This is a genomic window from Psychrobacter sp. SCQQ22 (assembly GCF_015864605.1).
GTDB lineage: Bacteria > Pseudomonadota > Gammaproteobacteria > Pseudomonadales > Moraxellaceae > Psychrobacter > Psychrobacter fozii.
Map to the genome: position 1 here is coordinate 314,680 of NZ_JADYWZ010000004.1, position 19,374 is coordinate 334,053.

Annotated in this window: 7 protein-coding genes; 3 read left to right on the forward strand and 4 right to left on the reverse strand. The window is 45.4% G+C overall.

Features of this window, described 5'->3' with window-relative positions; all coding sequences use genetic code 11:
• Positions 1 to 53: 53 nt before the first annotated feature.
• From I6E84_RS07765 to I6E84_RS07775, 3 genes are read left to right on the forward strand one after another with little or no spacing between them, the layout of a single operon-like run.
• Positions 54 to 7,706 carry a HEAT repeat domain-containing protein gene (locus I6E84_RS07765; protein ID WP_197217280.1) on the forward strand — a complete coding sequence of 2,551 codons (7,653 nt, stop codon included), beginning with the start codon at positions 54 to 56 and terminating at the stop codon, positions 7,704 to 7,706.
• A complete protein-coding gene (locus tag I6E84_RS07770; protein WP_197217282.1) occupies positions 7,703 to 9,943 on the forward strand; it encodes a hypothetical protein in 2,241 nt (746 codons plus the stop codon). The genes I6E84_RS07765 and I6E84_RS07770 overlap by 4 nt, the downstream gene beginning before the upstream one ends.
• 3 nt (positions 9,944 to 9,946) lie before the next feature.
• Complete coding sequence (locus tag I6E84_RS07775; protein WP_197217284.1) at positions 9,947 to 11,347, forward strand: reverse transcriptase family protein; 1,401 nt, start codon at positions 9,947 to 9,949, stop codon at positions 11,345 to 11,347.
• A gap of 112 nt (positions 11,348 to 11,459) precedes the next feature.
• On the opposite strand, the gene uvrA is transcribed toward I6E84_RS07775, so the two are convergent.
• The 4 genes from uvrA to I6E84_RS07795 form a co-directional block, all read right to left on the reverse strand.
• Entirely contained in the window at positions 11,460 to 14,027 is a 2,568-nt protein-coding gene (gene uvrA, locus I6E84_RS07780) for an excinuclease ABC subunit UvrA (RefSeq protein ID WP_197217286.1), read from the reverse strand.
• A 233-nt stretch (positions 14,028 to 14,260) separates the two neighbouring features.
• The gene (locus I6E84_RS07785) at positions 14,261 to 15,505 is read right to left on the reverse strand and encodes a DUF819 domain-containing protein (RefSeq protein ID WP_197217288.1); all 1,245 of its coding nucleotides are present in this window, start codon (positions 15,503 to 15,505) and stop codon (positions 14,261 to 14,263) included.
• 182 nt (positions 15,506 to 15,687) lie between these two features.
• Positions 15,688 to 17,367, reverse strand: a complete 1,680-nt coding sequence (locus tag I6E84_RS07790) for a DEAD/DEAH box helicase (RefSeq protein ID WP_197217290.1) — start codon at positions 17,365 to 17,367, stop codon at positions 15,688 to 15,690.
• Positions 17,368 to 17,947: 580 nt separating this feature from the next.
• A complete protein-coding gene (locus I6E84_RS07795) occupies positions 17,948 to 19,219 on the reverse strand; it encodes a DUF1176 domain-containing protein (protein ID WP_227681343.1) in 1,272 nt (423 codons plus the stop codon).
• Positions 19,220 to 19,374: the final 155 nt, after the last annotated feature.

Genomic DNA, 19,374 nt, shown 5'->3' on the forward strand with positions numbered 1-19,374 from the left:
TATAGATAAAAGATACTTAAAAAATATGACGTCACCTCAACTGAGATAACACCATGAAAACAATAACACTCCCCTATTGGGGTCAAATCATTGGCTTAGTCAGTAAGGCTAACAGCACTCAAGCGGCAACTCAAAAAACAACCAAGCAAGATGGGCGCAGTCTTTTTATTACTCGCCAGCAGCAAGCATCTAATACGGTCTTATACATCCTTGATCAACAAGGTGAGCAATTTAGCTTATCGACAACTGCACTGCCTTGTGCGATGCAAGCCATCACCAAAATAGATGACAGCACTATTGTTATGATTGGTGACGATGGTCATCTTTATCAAACGGATTGGCAAGCAAAGAAAGTTAAGAAGACTAGTGCTACATCCTTGCTTGATGCACCTGAAGATAACAACAGTGCTATAGGCCGTGCTGTAGCAATGGCACCACTACAAAATGCGTTGGCTATCTTATATCCAAAACACATTGTGATATGGCCTTATCAGGACAGTCAAGCCAGCAGTACTGTCATCATTGAGCCTTATTCGTCTTCTATAGCAGCATCAAGTAAGGAGTCTGCATTAACAGCGCTAGCAACCTCAAATGATGGCTCGTGGTTAGTCGTAGCAGATAAAACAGGAGCTGTTAGTAGCTATCAATGGACCTCAGAGGAAGCCCAGCTCAATCTAAGTAGTCGCAAACAGCTCCACCAAGGTAAAGTAAACGCGCTTTGTTTTGAGCCAGTTGGGCAGTATTTCTTCTCAGCAGGCGCAGATAAGTGCTTATACCGTACTCATATCCAAGGCGATCTGCATCCTGTTGATAGAGCCAAGTCTAGCCAACACAGCGAAATGATCACGGCGCTTTGTGTCTCAGACACTCGGTTGTTCACTGCCGCCGATGACAAGAGCGTCAAATCATGGGCATTTGATAAAGGTCAGCCAAACAGCTGTAAAGAGGATCTAACCAAGGCTCGACAGATCGCCTTATCTTCTTACGCTGAACAACCAGCGCTCATCGTAGTCAGTGCCGATCAGAGCCTACGTTTCATACCTATTGACCATACTCAAAGTACGTCAAAAAATAGCAAGCTATTGCCAGTCACTTATATCATCAAAGATGGCTATCAGAGAATCAGCAATCTGCTCACAGATACTTCAAACAATAATGATGTGTCGTTTAAAGAAGGCTTGGCGCTGCTACAGGCACAAGCAGATAACCAAATATTAGAGCTGGTTAAAAAATCACTTGCTGATAGCGATACGCTCACGGCCAATCAAGCATTGCAATTGGTACAGTGGGTTGCTACTACTAATCTTGATAAAACTGCACAGGTTTTAGAGCAGCAACTAAGCTCGGCGCACAGTGCAAAAGTACGCCTTGCTGCTTTTCATGCCTTGGCCGACCGCGCAAGTACGGCAAAGCGCCCGCTGCATTATCTAGAAGAAGCCTTTAAAAACCGTTACTACGAAGAAGTGGTGGCTTCTGCGTTACAAGGTTACCTAAAGGTTGCGATGAAGGATGCCACCAGCCAGCGCCGCATCTTACCTATTTTAAGAGAAGCGTTGTCACACAGTTTTGCGAATATTCGTAAGCAAGCATTGGCGTCCCTTGAGACTTTATTGCCAGAGAACAGTCCGCAAGCAGATTTGATGGCCTTAGACTGCAATCAATCAGACATTGTCCAATCAGGGTTAATTCGTCTGTATCAGCGCGGCATGCTAAATCACCTTGAAGTCTCGCGTCAATTGATGCTGCTACAGCATCATCGTAATACAGAGATTAGGCAAACGGCGTTTTACGTCTCATTGCTGTCTCAGCCTAAATTGATAGAGGCGTTGAAACAGCAAGGTGACACGCAAACCTTACGTACCCTAACTGATTTTGATGACTTTCGCTTACTGCGTGGCACGCTATTAGATAATGCTAGCAGCACAGCGACCAATGATAAGAGTGTTAAACAATCAGAATCCGATGAGGCAATACGTTTAACCTTATCTACGCAAGATTTTATCTCGCAAGCAGATAGTACCCAAGCATCTAAGAGTAAGGCTAAAACGGCCAAATCCAAGAAGCCTGCTGCTGAATCTATAAAGCTAAGCAATGACACGTTAGAGCCATTATTACAAAGCTTAAGCAATAGTCACGAAGATATCAGTTTCCGAGCGGCTTATGCGCTGGCTTGCCTACAAGACAAACGAGCGTTTGGCACCCTGATTAGTCTGATGAGCCATGATGACAGCGCCATCATCCGTGCTGGTGTGGCCACCGCGCTTGGTCATTTAAATATAGAAGACGCCAAAGCAGTCCTACCGACATTACTAGATGATAAGGACGCTGGCGTGCGCCAAGTCGCCATGCAAGCCTATGGTAAGTTGTCAGACAATGCATTATCCTGGGCAGCGACGGGTTTTGCTTCTAAACATCAAGATATTCACGAGCAGTCTTTAGCGCTGTTTTTAAAGCATATTGCACCAGATAGCGCAAATAGTGGTGATAGCAGTGATAAAAGCGCTCAGATGTCGTCAGAGATGACAGACATACTGCTACAGGCATTGAATAATCCTTTTACCAGCATTCGGTTAGAAGTGGTTAAAGTTCTATTAAACCGCCAATTTAAGCAGTCATCTGACAGCGCCATCGTTGACATCATTGAGCTATTGCAGCAAAGCCTCTTTGAAGATGTGCATCAAGTGGCGATAGAAGAATGGCAACGACTGTTGCTGTCGATGACATCGAAACATAAAACGAATAAAGCCAATAACACTGAAGAAACTAGCCACCAAAAGACCAATCAAGCTGTCCTGACCCTGTTCTTTGCAGATACGTTTGCCGCTATTCGTCAGCAAGCCTTTGACATCGCACTTAAGCAAAGCAAGCATTTAGGGTTTGCTGACGTAATGCTGAATGCGCTTGCCAGCCCTTATGCTGATACCAAGCAACTGGCCTTTACGACAGTGCAAGCCAGAGCGAATACGACTCAGCTGACACAGTTGATGCCAGCTCTAGTGGCTATGTTCGCTGATGACAGTATTGAGCTGCGCAAGCAAGCCTTGACGGTTGCTTTGGCGCTGACAGACTTACAGCCTACTATTTTAGCGAATAAAAACGGCACCGATGATCAACCGAATCAACACGAAGCATTGATTACCGCTGCCCTCAACAGCCCTTACCCTGATATACAGCTAACAGTCGCTCAACTACTGGCCAGTCAATCACGCTTATACACTGACGAAGAACAGGCACAGCGGAGTGATGAACAAGCGTATCAAGTCTTTAAACACTATCTAGAACTGCCTATGCCCTCTCAAGGTAAGAAAAGTGATAGCTATACCCAGTGGCACAGTCATGTTAGCCAAGCGCTGTTTGGCTTGTCTAAACTGGCATACCCATCAAAGCATGATGCGCTAGGTTGGTATGCTAAATATCTACACCACCCTGATGCTGATTTTAAACCTCTTGCACCAAAGATTACGCAGATAGTTTCTTTTGAGGACATTGATCTACTGGTGAAATGGCAAAAAGATGAGCGCGCCATTATCAGTCAATCAGCCAGTTTGTGTTTGGCTATTTTGGGTGATGCTCGAGGGCAGTACTTCCTTACTCATAACATAAGAGACGAGACAGACAATCTGAGTACGCTTGTTGCACCGATGACGCCTACGCATTGGCTACAAGCGCAGCACGGTTTAGGTATTACACATGCACGGCAATTACAGCCTTTGTTTGAGTCAGAGTCCTATGCAGTAGCAGCCAGACTGTTATTGATATTTAATAACTTACAAGATGACTGGCAAGATAGCCTGCAAGCTACTAAAACAGACACTACTAGCACTGGTCGACCTAACCGACTGATAGAAGCCCTAAGCTTTGCGGATAATGACACGGCAGTAGTCTACGCCAATATACTCGCTCGTTACCCAAATGACGTACAACACCCTAATAACCAGCCAGCACTATCGTCAACGTGGCAGTACCTAAGTGATTACTTGTCACGTAAATTAGGCAGTGTTTTATCCGCTCACTCTGAAGTCATTACAATGATGATGGATGCCATGCCAAACATGGTAGATAAAGGTGGTGTTAAAGGACAGTCGAATAATACGGCCTCTATCCGAGCAAGTACTCTGACAACCGTCAGTACCGAAAACTTACAACAGCTCGCCAACCTCAGTTGCCATCAGCAGCCATCGGTACGCGCCCAAACTATCGATGTTATCTGCAACTTATCTGAATTACTCGCTCATGATTATTATGACGATGAGGACGATGTTTTTGAGACACTACAAAAATGGCAACGCAGTTTGCAGGCATTGTTAAGTGCTCACCCTGTATCAGCTTCTATTCAGGATGTTTCAAACGACGATGCGCAAACAGTAGGTAGCTCTCCTACTGACAAACAAGATAGTTCTGAGGTGCATTATCCATACCAGTCCCTTGCTTTTGGCGCTTGGATTGGTGTCATACGCGCAGGCGATGATTATTATACTAATAGCAGCACCACAGACCAAGCCATGCGAGGGCTAATGTGGCTTGCTACTCAATCATCGCAGCTTAACACCAATAACAACACTAATAACGATGAGGACTGGCGAGATAGTACCAGTCGCGTGTTGTTGCCACTACTCAACCACAGTAGTTTTGACACTCGTGAGTTGGCTTGGGCATGCTTGTATAAACTGGACATGCCTGCCAAAAAGCTGGCTGACTATGCCATGAGCACGCCCTACCGTGATATGGTCAAACGCGGCTTGGATCTATTGCTAGATACCGCAAATAATAATGCCGTACAGCAGCAAAGAAAACCATCGGATACAGCTACTGTCAGTAGTAGGGCTGATCAACAACTCATTGATTTATTAAAAATCAATAATCACACCTTAGCAGAAGAGACCTATCAGCTGCTAAAAGGCCGACTAGGCCATCTGCCTGCTAGCTTACTTGGGCTACAGACCTATTGTCAGTCGCTACTGCCTCAGATCGTTGCTGAATGGAAACAAGTCATCGTCACGCCCTTTGCAAACAGTCAATCGCCGTCAGTGCAGCGCCAAGACAAACTGACGTTTTTGCTGCACGCTGTGAAGAGTGATGATTGGAATGCAAAATATCAAGCACTGAGTCAACTGGTCGAGTTTCATGACGTACTCTTTGCGGACAGCACGCTATTTGATAGCTTATTTGATTTTGCTGAAGACGCTCAGTCCAGTAATGAGAGATATCGTAGCTGGAAATTACTTACTGAGGCACTCACGTCGTACCAATTCATCAATAAGAACACTTTAGAGGGTCGTTTAAATAGCAGCTTTGATATTGCGACTGCTGAACAGGTCGCCAATGAAGCGCACTTACGATTATTAGCCTTACTTGATGATCCACATATCAACAAACCTAAGCAGTTTATTTATTGGGATATCGCTGACCTACGTAACACGAATCTCGTGGCGCCATTACTACAGCGTTTAGAAAGTCTGTTTGAGCACACGCCGCAAAAAAATAAAGAAGAGCGTAAATATTTATTTGATACCTTAGTAAAAATCAGTGGTTACGATCAAAACATTGAGGATTATTTGGAGGAGCGTGAAGACACGCGCTGGTTACAACGTCAGCACCCTAGAGACTCGCAAGTCTTGTTGTCACTGTTTACTACGCTTATGAATCATAGTGATTATGCGCTTGCCGCGCAGCTATTACCGTCACTGGCATGGGTACAATCGGGCGATAGCGATTTATCCTCACGCATTGATACTGCTTTAGCCCTAGCCTACGAGCAGATGCCAGCTAACCATACCTTTAAATTGGTCGAGGCACTGGCATATCGAGCCAAAAGACGACATAGCAGCATTGCCTCATTACAAAACGCTCTACGCAATAAAGACGCTGATGTGCAATTTGCCGCGGCTGAAGGACTGGCTAAGTGTGGTCACGCTGATGGGGTCAATATCTTGATGGCAACGATAGATTACAACCCTGATGCTGAATTCCGCAGTTGCAGTGTGTTAGCCATTGGCGAGTTGCTAGGCAGCAGTGACCATCAAAACCAAAGTGATAACTCGCCTAATGCCAAAGCGCCTGTGAACAACGCTGATCAAAACTTACAGGTTCATACTTTATACAAAGCCTATGATAAGTTAATCAAACTGGCCGAAGATGATGAACATTACTTGCAAGACGTGGCTAGCGAAGCCTTGGGTCGCCTTGCACAAGGTGGTGATTTTGAACATAGCCCGCATATTTTTGAGCTATTAAAATCGCACTTGTCAGACCCCGCAATCCATTTCACCAATCCCGGCATTGTCCATTGGTTAAATGGACTGCGCTGGCTCAACACAACGCCTGCTTGGGAAGAAATACGCCACTATATACGCATTCATATCGATAAAGCCATATTCTTCCGTCCACAAAGGCATGCGGTATGGCTACTGCAGATGAATGATAGCGATGCCAATAAAGCATTAATTTTAGATATCTTAAAGCAAAACAACCTAGATCGTGCTGTGCTCATGGCGGCTTATACGGCATCACAGAAAACGTGGGGCAGTCTTGCGACGCAGATTTATCCTTATGATTGGGCAGCCATCCAAAGCCATAATAATGACTTTATAGAAGAGACTGAGCATTTGAGTCTAAAGCGTATCATTGATAATAGCAGCATCGATGAGCTGGCAGCATTTATCACCCAGTATGGCGCGCACTTACCAGCCGACACCTTGATGGCACTGCAAAATGCCATTATGGCCAAGCAAGACATGCCAACATCGCAGCTTACCGCGTTGATTAGCAGTAGTAACACACTGACACAGCATATTGGACTGTGCTATCTGACCCAATATCCAACTAGCTATTTAGACAAAGAAATGGTTGCGACGTTGCAGCAGCGTTTTGACACTGCAAGCGAGCAATGGCATACGCTTATCGATACCATCAACTGCAGTCCAACGACCATCAATAATAGTCAGTGGATTGATATGGTTGAGCAAGTGGGTGGCACCATCAGACAACTGGTTTGGCTAATCATGCGTCATATAGCCATTACAACTGCCAAAGGCGCTGTCGACAAAGCGGCTACTAAGCAGATCGCGGCAATGCTTGATTGGCTCAATGATGCTCGTCAACCATTGACCATCACCTCTATTCCACTGCTCTCTACGACTGTTAGCGGTTGGTGGCAGCAAGCGCTGTTAGCATTGCTGGCTAGACCTGCCGCTGAAGATAAGGTGCTATCAAGTATCTTGCCAACGTTGAGCGTTGTCTCGACAGCAACTCAATCGCAGCTTACTTATGACAACCAAGCCTTGCTAGGAACTGTGATTGCTCGTATTGAACAAAGCGGTACATCTACCCAAAAATCCATAATAACGGTAGTAAAGAATGCGCTAAAACATAAGGGCTCGTCTACCGAGATACCAATCAATCAGCAGCTACTACAGTGGATCAGAGCCAAAGACGCTGATGCACTCTATCATTGTGCGAGTAATGACAACATGGAGCTGACGGTTCGTATCCGTGCCATTGAAGCGCTTGGACAGCTACATGATCCAAATATTGAACAATGGCTGACGACGCTCATGGCACATGAAAATTCAGACATTCAGAAGCTTGCTTATAAAGTACTACGCCGCTGGCAACGTGCCATGATACGAGCGCAGCAAAAGCGTCCGTTGGCATATAGTCAGGACAGCAGTCAAAAAAGCAATCAGGGTGAAGGAGACAGTCAATGACTATAGACAATCAATTAGACCAAGCATCAGAAACAGAGTCAGAAGTAGTAGCAAACACTGATGGCCTGATGATGCAGTTGGACTACGCCGCACCTAGCCAGATTAGTCAAGTTAACGAATCGTCAGATTCATTGTCGGAGGCGCAAACGACCGAACACACTCAGCATGTGGCTCTATTTGCTCAGCTGAATCGATCGGAGGTTAACTTCCACGGTAAGGTCAAATCTCCCCTTGTCTTTCGTGACAGTTTGCTAGCCTTATTTGATGTGGTGAGTAGTGATTATCGCTATGTGCCAAAAGACCGCTCAGCGTACACGGTATTTATGCAGATGCGCCGTGCCAGCAGCAATAAAAACCTATTTACTGCGCAGCGTGATTATTTCACGTGGTTGTTCGACAATGACCCACTGGCTTTTTGTATTTTGGACCCGATTATTCAGGTGCATGAGCAAGGTGTTAGCTTTGAGGTATTTAGCCGTGATGAAGGCTGCTATGCTCAATTGACATTAACCAATGAGATTTTTGAGCAAAGTGCCGAAGCTACCCTTGGTACCACAAGTATTGATTATAGTGCGGCGTTGTTTAACGGTATTGAGAAAATTCGCGACCATCAGCAAACAATGTTAGACATTGGTCATGAAGCGGTCGGCTTACAATTACTCGAAACCATGCCAGAGACAGCTGAAGCAGATACTGATAGTACAGTGGCCACGCCCACCGTAAAAAAACAGATCATAGAAAAGCGCATTAATGTGCCTAAAAGCTGGATCAGAGCACTGTTACAAGTACAGTCTGCAGGTCAATTACCACAAGACACCATTCATCTTGATCCAATCGCACTGTATAACGTATTGTTTGAGCTGCGCATGCATGCTGATATCAAAGGCAAACGCCGAGGATTGTTGATTGAGCTTAGACCTCAGCAGCTGCCAGTGATTATATTAGAGCCTTTTGACATCACTGTTACTAGCCAAGTCAGCCAACAGCAAAAGCCCTATCAAGGTCAACAAGCGAAGCTGATTCGCTTATGGGGTCGCCGTCGTCTCAGCCTATTAAAACGTCTGTTGCCACATACTGACAGCGTTTCAGTATCGCTACTGGGTCAAGGCATGCCAAGCTACTGGACACTAAAAGGCAAAGGCTTTCATTTCACCTTTGCTATGACAGGCTTTAGCCAAGCCAATTGGTCACAGTCGTTAAACTTTGACTTGTTACTACCCAAGCGCCCACAGCAAAACACACTCAGCGCGGATAATAAGCAAGCACGTGAACAAGTAGCAGAAAGTACTGATAGTGGTTTAGTAAAGGTCGTTGATATTCTTACTCGCCGCCCAAGTACGGTAGAATCATTGACCCAGCAGCTATCAACGCAAGAGTCAGAATTAAAATCAGCACCTATCACGCAAGCCCAAGTGCGACAGTGGCTACTAGCAGGAACGCAGCAAGGCTTGATTCGTTATGATATCGCGCAAGGGAGCTATTACTATCGCCCATTGACGCAGACACCGCTTGATATGGCGCAGTTTGCTTATCACAATGAGGCAGAAAAACAGGCCTTTGATTTGATTGGCCGTGCGGATGCCGTGCAGAAGTTCTCTGTCGAGACCGTCGCTACTAAAGGCGTGAGCATCAGTGCTGATATCTATGTTGAAGAGGATCGACGTACTTACCACAGTCAGCTGCAACTGGGCGATGAAGCACTGGTCAGCCGAGCAGAATGTAGCTGTCCGCAGTATTTACAGCACCGACTCACACAAGGTGTGTGTGCACATCTCATCGCATTAAGGCTCAGTTATAACAATTACGACAGTACCACTGCCAAAAATGACAGCTGGCATGACACTCGCATATTGAGTCAGCGTGTACCTGCTCATCACTCTATTCGCCATTCCACTAAAGCTGCCACTCAGTATAAAAACGAGGCTATCACAGCATCTTCAGGCTTGGTGATGGACTTATCTGCATTGGCGCAGCTATCAGAACCATCTCTAGATAATACAGCAGAAAATATAAAAGATCGTATAAAAGAAAAGGCTGTGGTCGCAACAGATGAGACCTGTATTACTTATATCTATCTGACCATTGCACATAAAAAAATAACGATTGAGCAGACCACGGGCGATGACAGTACGCATCAGCACTTTGTGTTTAACCAACCTGCTCAAGCCAAAGCGGCTTATTTACAACATATTGCCAGATTTGAAGCCAAAGGCTTTATCGAAAACCAAGGGGTGTAAGGTATGACGACGCAGACAGAGCAGCAAAATGATTATATAACCCCTGTGCCTAATGCCACGCCCTTTGAGCGACAGTGGCAGCAACTATGGCAAGACATTGAGCTGGCAGGCGGACGCTATCAATACGTTCAGCAGCAGCTGGTGAAGAACGGCTTTATGGTAGATCGCCAACCTGTCGATAATATGAGCCCAAAAGAACGGGATCGCTATAAAAAAGCCTTGAAAAAAGAGGCAGCAGAAGAAAGAATCCTCAAGAAATCAGCGTGGCAAGCCTATAAAGCCCATCATATTGTCCATCTTGGTCACCAAGTTTACTGGTCAGATGACACCAGTACCGATAAATGGGATATCAAAGACGCTTCCAATCGGCTTATTGAAAATAAATTACCACTACTCAACAAGCATACTGAGCTGGCAGACGCAGTTAACCTAACCGTGCCCCAGTTGAAAGGACTCTGCTATCAAAGGGACGTCGCAACCAATCTGGCCTATTCGCATTTCACTATTGCCAAGCGCAATGGAACAGCGCGTCAAATTTGGTCGCCCATACCGCGTTTGAAGTTTGTACAGCGCTGGATTTTGAATCAAGTCTTAAACAACTTAACGACGCATGATGCCGCACATGGTTTTGTTCGTGGCAAATCCATCGTGACCAATGCAGCCGTACACAGCAATAGCGAGCTGCTTATTAAGCTGGATGTCAAAGACTTTTTCCCTAGTGTCAGTTGGCGCCGCGTCAAAGGCGTATTCCGTCATGCCGGTTATCAAGAACAAATATCCACGCTACTGGCGCTATTGTGCACCGAAGCACCCAGACAAATCATCAAACAAGATGGCGTTACCTACTATGTGGCATTGGGTGATAGAGCTTTGCCACAAGGTGCACCTACTAGCCCTGCACTATCCAATATCGTCTGCTTAAATTTAGATCGACGCTTAACGGGACTGGCTGACAAAATTGGCTTGCGCTATAGCCGCTATGCCGATGATTTAACGTTTAGTTTGCCAGTATCCAATCAGAAATCCAACACTGCAAAGAGCGATTCAGACACTAAGCACAACCAATTGATTGGTCAGCTCTTAGGATCAGTGAATAAAATATTGCGAGAAGAAGGCTTTGCACTAAATAATGACAAGACACGTGTGATTCGTACAGGTAATCAGCATAATGTTACTGGCATGGTCGTTAACGGTAGCGGTGTGCCAAGGGTATCACGCCAAATCAAGCGCATGTTACGAGCAGCCGTTCATAACTTAGAGTCAGGCGGCACATTACGCGCCGATGAGACTTTAAATACGCTGTCAGGATATGCTGCTTGGATAGCCTCGGCAGAGCCAGAGTTGGGACATAGTTATCTAGATAGAATTGAGCGTTTGCACGTGCAGCAAGAGACATCTGCATAGATATTTATTTATATTTATAAAAAATGAGTATTAGAAAAATTCTATTTCTAATACTCATTTTTACATCATTACATGTTACTGATGTAAAGACACTGATATAAATATAGCGCCATTACACCAATAAAAATGGTGCAGTACGGCTGTCTTTTGACTGAGAAACGTCATATGGCGTACCTTGAGCAACAATCATTCCGCCCGCATCTCCTGCCCCTGGCCCGATATCAATGATCCAGTCGCTATTGCTAGCCACTTGCATATCATGCTCAACCATGATGACGGTATTGCCCGCATCGACGAGACCATTTAACTGCGTCATGAGCATAGACACGTCAGCAGGATGTAGACCTGTGGTTGGCTCATCCAATATGTATAGCGTGTCGCCTCGTTGCACACGCTGCAGCTCAGTGGCAAGCTTAATCCGTTGCGCTTCCCCGCCCGATAGTTCGGTGGCAGGCTGACCCAGACGTAAGTAGCCAAGTCCAACTTGTAGCAATGCCTCTAATGCACGCAAAATAGGTGCCTCATCAACGAAAAACTCATGAGCCGCTTCAACCGTTAAGTTTAATACTTCAGCGATGTTTTTATCTCGATAAGTGATTGCCAGCGTATCCTCGTCATAGCGTTGGCCATGACAAACCTGACAAGGCGCATAGACGCTTGGTAGAAATAACAGCTCAACACTGACAAACCCTAAGCCTTCGCAATTTGGGCAGCGGCCTTTTGTGGTGTTAAAGGAGAACCTGCCAGCATCATAGCCATGAGATTTTGCTTGCTTGGTGGCTGCAAACAGCTTACGTACATCGTCAAATAAACCCGTATAGGTTGCCAAGTTAGAGCGCGGTGTACGTCCAATCGCTTTTTGATTGATATTAATAAGCCGACGGACGTGCTCCATGCCAGCGACGATTTCACCACCAATTATTGACTCAAGCTCTTGCTCTAACAAATCCGCTTCACCAATAGGCGCTTCTGTAACTGTCTTTTGTCCCAATGCTTCATTGATAAGCTCTACCAACGCTTGACTGACAAGGCTTGATTTGCCTGAGCCCGAGACCCCTGTGACGCTGGTCATGACCCCAAGCGGAAACTCAACGTCTAATCCTGTTATGTTATTTCGCTCAATGTTGGCAAGCTTGAGCCAGGCTGCTGGCTGCCTTGTGCTAGATTTTGACTGTGCGTTAGACGTAGCATTGGCAAATAGATATTGACCAGTATGCGACTGCGTAACTTCACGAAGTCCATCTGTAGGACCACTATAGACAATCTCGCCACCATGCGTGCCCGCCTTTGGCCCGACATCGACTACCCAATCGGCATGTCTAATGACACTCACGTCATGCTCAACGACAAACACCGAGTTACCAGCCGCGATTAGCTCATCTAACGCCCCTAACAATGCTTGAGTATCAGCGGGATGTAAACCAGCTGATGGCTCATCAAGAACATAGACCACACCAAACAACTGCGAGCGAATTTGAGTAGCTAAGCGCAACCGCTGTAACTCGCCAGGAGAGAGCGTCGGTGTGGTACGCTCAAGCGAGAGATAGCCTAACCCTAACCTTGTCAGCGCCTCAACACGAGAGAGAATGTCACTGGCGATACGCTGGGCGACGATGGCTTTTTCGCGGTTTGGTGTGTTATCAGCTACCTTGGTACAAGCGGTTACTTCTAATTTTTCCGCCATTTCTGTTAGCGTTAACTGTGATAGCTCGCCTATATCCAATCCTGCAAACTTAACCGATAGCGATTCTTTCTTTAGTTTTTTGCCATGGCATTCTGGACACTCAGATATCTGCATAAACTGCGAGACGCGCTTTTTGGTACGTGGGCTTTGAGTGGTGGCAAAAGAGTGCAAAATGAAGTTTTTGGCACTGGTAAAAGTACCCATATAATTTGGCTTTTCACCCTTTTCAATCGCGTCACGCGTTTGCTCAATGTTGTATTCAGGATAAACAGGCACCGTCGGCGTATCATCTGTAAACAAAATCCAGTCGCGTGTTTTTTTCGGCAGTGTGTGCCAAGGCTTGTCGATATCGTAACCCAATGTGGTCAATATGCGGCTAAGGTTTTGTCCTTGCCACGCTGGTGGCCATGCTGCAATCGCACGCTCACGGATGGTCTTGCTGTTATCTGGCACCAGTAACTCTTCAGTGACCTCAAACACGCGGCCAATACCTGAACAAGTCGGGCAAGCACCATCTGGCGTATTAGGAGAGAATGCATCGGCATATAGTATTCCTTGATCTGCCGGATATTCTCCTGCTCGTGAGTACAGCATGCGTAGACCATTGGATATCGTCGTCACGCTACCCACGGACGAGCGCACTGAAGGTGTACCCCGCTTCTGCTGTAGTGCGACTGCTGGTGGCAACCCTTCTATAGAATCAACATCTGGCTCATCGACCTGATCAATGAGTCGTCTTGCATAAGGGGATACCGAATCAAGATAGCGGCGTTGTGACTCAGCAAACAACGTACCAAATGCCAATGACGACTTACCTGAGCCGGATATACCTGTAAAGACCACCAGCGCATTACGAGGTAAATCAACATCGACGTTCTTCAAGTTGTGTACGCGTGCGCCTCTGACCTGAATGTTTTCTTGGTCAGGGTTATAGAGAGCGTTCTTTACTGTGCTTGTTATACTTGTTTTTTCTTCTAATTTTTTTGGGTTTGCCATAGTGCTACTGTTCCTATTAACTTTTTGTTTATTCCTAACATGCCTATTTGTCTTTATTCAATTAGCAGAAAGGTTAACACGTACTCATGCAAGGCTATGGCTAGGCTTACGTATCAATAGCATAGATAGACAAAACGATAACTCAAGTCACCCAATCATTAATAATAATAAACCCGCAATTAATGCGGGTTTATTTAGCAAAAAATACTATCAGGATAATGGTTACTGGGAGATTAAGACACGGCTAATCGCATCAGCTGCGTGCTGATATAACCACCAAATGTCCCTACCGCATAACCTAAAATACCCAAGAATACCCCGACAGGAGCCAGTGACGGATGAAAAGCCGTTGCCACAATTGGTGCAGAGGATGCGCCGCCAGTATTAGCATTGGAGCCAACCGCCAAAAAGAAAAACGGTGCTCGAATGAGTCGAGCGACAGCAAAGATAATCACGATGTGAATACTCATCCATAACAGACCGATTAGTAATAGTCGCCATTGCGAGACGATACCGGCCAGATTAATTTGCATACCGATCGCGGCGATTAATACAAAGATAAATACCGTGCCTATTTTTGATGCACCAACATGATCAAGCCTGCGAATCTTAGTAAAAGAAAAGATGACGCCTATTAAGGTGATAATCACCACCATCCAAAAGAACGAGCTGGCAAAGCTATACTGTACTGCCCATTTGTATGGGGCAAAAAACCCTGCAATCTGTCCTCCGACGAAATGCGCCACTCCGACCATCGCAAAACATAAACCAAACATCACCATCAAATCATTGATGGTTGCTGGGCGCGCATGATCACGCTCATAGCTCTCGACGGCTTTAATAACCTTATCGATACTACTGGTATCCGCGCGTAGAAAACGGTCTATCTTGTCACTGTGTTTTGCCATCACCAAGATAGCCAATAACCATAATGAGGCATTGGTAGCATCAACCAAAATCATCATACCAAACAAATCATCACTGACCCCGAATAGCTCCTTCATCGCGGCTTGATTGGCTGCACCGCCGATCCAACTACCCGCCACCGCTGAAAATCCGCGCCATAGCGTGTCATCTGTGAACATACCAGGCGATATCCACTTAGCCACTCCTAAACTGATTGGACCGCTGATGACGATGGCGATACTCGCAGCGAAGAACATGGCGATCGCTTTCCAACCTAAGCCCAATATCTTGGGCACATCCATCGATAAGGTCATCAACAGCAAACTTGCTGGCAGTAAATAAGTCGCAGTAAAACCGTAAATCTGTGAGCCAATACCATCAGCGAAGACGCCTAAGCTATTCAGAGTGGCTGGTATAAAGCAGCACAACACAATACCTGGTAGTACCGCATAAAACCGTCGCCAAAACTTACCCGGTAAGCCTTGGGTATAAAAAACCAGACCAATAATGGCCATGATGATGCCAAAAGCTAATGGCAAATTATCAATTGCTAAATTTGAGGTGGCAGACATCAAGGTGCTCCAAGTGTTACAACGGGCAAAAGTAAATCAGTATAGACAAGGCAAAAAACTCATACAAGGACAAATACAGAATTATCAAACGCAAAAAAGCCAGATAACAAGTATCTGGCTTTTTTAGTGTTATTTTTAGACGATCAATGAATCAATCATTTTAATCGTCAAATATAACCGTATTACGAGTTGTTACCACGGTTGCCGCCGTTTGGACGACCTTGGCCACGGCTGTCAGAACGACCAGCTGGACGACCTTGGCTGCCGCTTGGACGACCGCGACCAGTTGCAGCGCGCTCACCACGTGGAACGCCAGTGCTATCACCGCGGCTAGGGCCACCAGTGCGCTTGCCTTGATAAGGCTTGCCACCTGAACGCTCATTTGGCTTACCAGATGAATCACGTGGCTTACCAGATGAATCACGTGGCTTACCTTGATAGCCGCTGTCATTGCTAGCACGTTGACCAGTTGATGAGCTGTCGCTTGAACGACCACGAGCATTAGCAGGATTACCTTGATAGCCACCGCTTGAACGACCACGGCCTTGACCATTACCACCACCGTTAGAGCGACCACGACCACGGCCACGACCATTACCTTTGTTTTCGCTAGGTACGTAAGTTTTCTTAGGCTCCATGCCTTCGATGATACATACTTCCATTTTGCGATCTAAATAACGGTTGATGGCGTTAAGCTGTGGACGATCATCCATGCTACATAAGCTGATAGCGATACCAGTACGACCAGCACGACCACAACGACCGATACGATGGACGTAATCTTCAGTTTGGCGTGGAAGATCATAGTTGATAACGTGCGAGATTGCTGGGATGTCTAGACCACGAGCAGCAACGTCAGTCGCTACTAGGATTTTAACTTTACCATTACGCAAGTCTTGAACGATACGGTTACGCTTGCTTTGTGGCAAGTCACCATGTAGGAAGCTTGCTTTATGACCAGCTTCTTGTAACTGTTTTGCTAGTTTTTCAGTGCTACGTTTGGTAGCAGCAAAGATAATGATCTGTTCCATATCTTGCTGGCAAACGATTTTGTCAAGTAAACGGTTTTTGTGATCGAAATCATCACAGTAGTACACTTTTTCTTCGATGTGTGCAGATTCTACTTTGATTGATACACGCTCAGGGTTCTTAGTGAAGCTGGCAGCGATTTTACCTACTGGGCCATCCCAAGTGGCTGAACACATGATCGTTTGACGATCAGTAGGAGCGGCGCGCAAGATGTCACTGATGTCATCAGCAAAACCCATGTCTAGCATGCGGTCAGCTTCATCAAGTACCAATACTTCTAGGCTTGATAGATCAACACGACCAGCATTGATATGGTCAAGTAGACGACCAGGAGTCGCAACGATTACTTGAACGCCTTTTTTCAAAGCAGTGATCTGACCATTGTACGGTGCGCCGCCAACTAGTGGTACACAGAACAGACCGCGCATATCTTTAGAGTATGTACGAACGCTGTCATGTACTTGCTGAGCAAGCTCACGCGTTGGCGTTAGGATAAGTGCTTTGGTTAGTTTGTCAAAGCTAGTAGCACGGCTTAAACGGTCAAGTACTGGGATAACGAATGCGGCAGTTTTACCACTACCCGTTTGCGCTGACAATAAAAGATCACGACCTTCTAGAGCAAAAGGAATAGCTTGTGCTTGGATAGGCGTTGGGTTGGTGTAACCACTGCGATCAAGTGCAGTTAGAATAGGCTTAGCGATGCCAAGATCAGTAAAAGTAACTTGGTTTTCGTCAACAGCGTCAGTAGTAGCCGCTTGAGTGTCAGTGTTTGGGGTGTCAGTGCTTTCGATGATACCGTTTTCAGCGGCGATTGCAGATAAGATGTCAGTCATAGTAATCCTTGGTAAGTATAAGCTGCTGTAAATTCAGCAAACTTGATGCATACCACTGATAACCGTTCACCACGCTGCCTTTATTAAAGAATCACCGGACCACTGTAGGAGTGTCGATAATCAGAAACCCAGCCAATAGAGCTGTTGTTTCTACAATAAATGCGTTCGTGCTGTCTGACGTATTTTGGTGGTAGTGCCGAGTGTCTTATCCTTGCTTGATATACGCGCATTATCGATGCTTTGTCTAAAGCAGATAAAGGCAAACAGCAACCAATCTAATCCATACTTATGGAACAGTAGATAAGATATGAGTCAAAAATAACGGATATTTTAAAAGGTTATTTAAGTACACAAAATCATCGGCAACAATTACTTATGGTCATCCTAGACCCAAAATCGCAGGCGATGTTATCAATCTCATAATTCACGAAAGCTATAAGCTAACGTGGCGACGTAGTATATCATAATAAAAGTACAACTGTACCTATTTTTTCACATAATTATTAAATAAGACTTAGCCAATAACAGATCGATGTTTAAATATCGATCTGATTCAGCAGGTTATCGTTTATATTCAATACTATTTACTTGTTTTAACTTCTGTCACGTAGGTCGGTAGCTGCCAGGCCCCACCTGCTTCAATCATGCGGCACAGCCCAGTACTGCTCTGATGGCTTTTTTCAAACGATTTTCCCGTCCATATCCAGTCAGTCTTAGTTAAGCAGTCACCGATACCACGACCTTTTTGTACTGAAGTGACTATACCTTTATCGTAGTCAGTAGCGTTGGTCGTTACCAGTGTTGGATTGTAAGGTTTGGTGTCATTGATAACCCAGGCACCCGCCCCTGTATTATAAGCACTCGTCCAACAGTCATGCTGTGCTATTAGTTTTGAGCTGTTCAAGCGACTAACTCGCCATGGTGATTTATCTGACAAATTTGGGCAGTCATCATCGACATCTTTGATAGTGCCTTTCATCAGTGCGGCCAATTGCGACGACTTCATGACAAACTTTTTCTTATCATTCACGGCGGCATTCGGTTTAGGCGCGACAAAACGTAATGCGGGTGCCGCTTTAGGTGCTAACACACCACTATTAGGTTTAACCGCACTAGCATGATCAATGAAAGCGCTCGATGTTCCTACTCGCCCCTGTGCTTCGTCCGCTTTGAGCATAACGGCACTCGCGCCTTTATCAGATAGCTGCCAACGTGAGTTACGCAGCACCAGTTCGATATTGCTTGATTTGGTCAGTGCCTCTAACAGTGCGGTCACTTGTGTTTTAGTCAATTCGGCACTGCCTGCTGTGGCCGAAAACGGCTGAGTTTCACCGTAGTCTTTGTCATTAATAAATAATGATATACGGTGACGGTTACCCAGTTTCATCAAGGCTTTAGATGAGCTCTCTTTGGCACCGCCAATTTTTACTTTGCCATCCACGATCGCATTCGCACCTGCACGGCGTGTGAGTAATACAGATATAGGGAATTCGCTATTGTTTTCTGCTTGATAGCCTGCCAGCCGGCACGTACGGGTGTTATCACAAGCAACTTGCCAATCTTGGCTGGTCAGCTCAACGCCTGAATGTGCCATACTTGCTGTACTAAATAAAGTGGTGCTGATAGCAGCAAATAAAGATAATCGTATTTTATTTTTTATCATTAATAAGGGTGTCTTTTTTGTTTTTTTAGAATTAAGTCTTAGACGAGTGGTATCGTTCGGTTGTAAGTATGGAGAGACGTCTATATGTCGATGGTCCTGCGCGGCCTTGACCTGAGAATAGCAAACAGCAAAGCGATCACTGCTTGTTTGTAGTGATATACCCATCAGCTTATGGTTGTCATCATTCATAGTCATTACTCATCAATAGAAGCAGTACAAATATCTACCCATTAGGGCAGTGTCTGCTATCTTAACGTATCAATGTTTCTATCTGTTATACTAATGTACTATTATGTAAACGGGCAAGTATATGATTATTTTAATATAACCATATATAGATACAG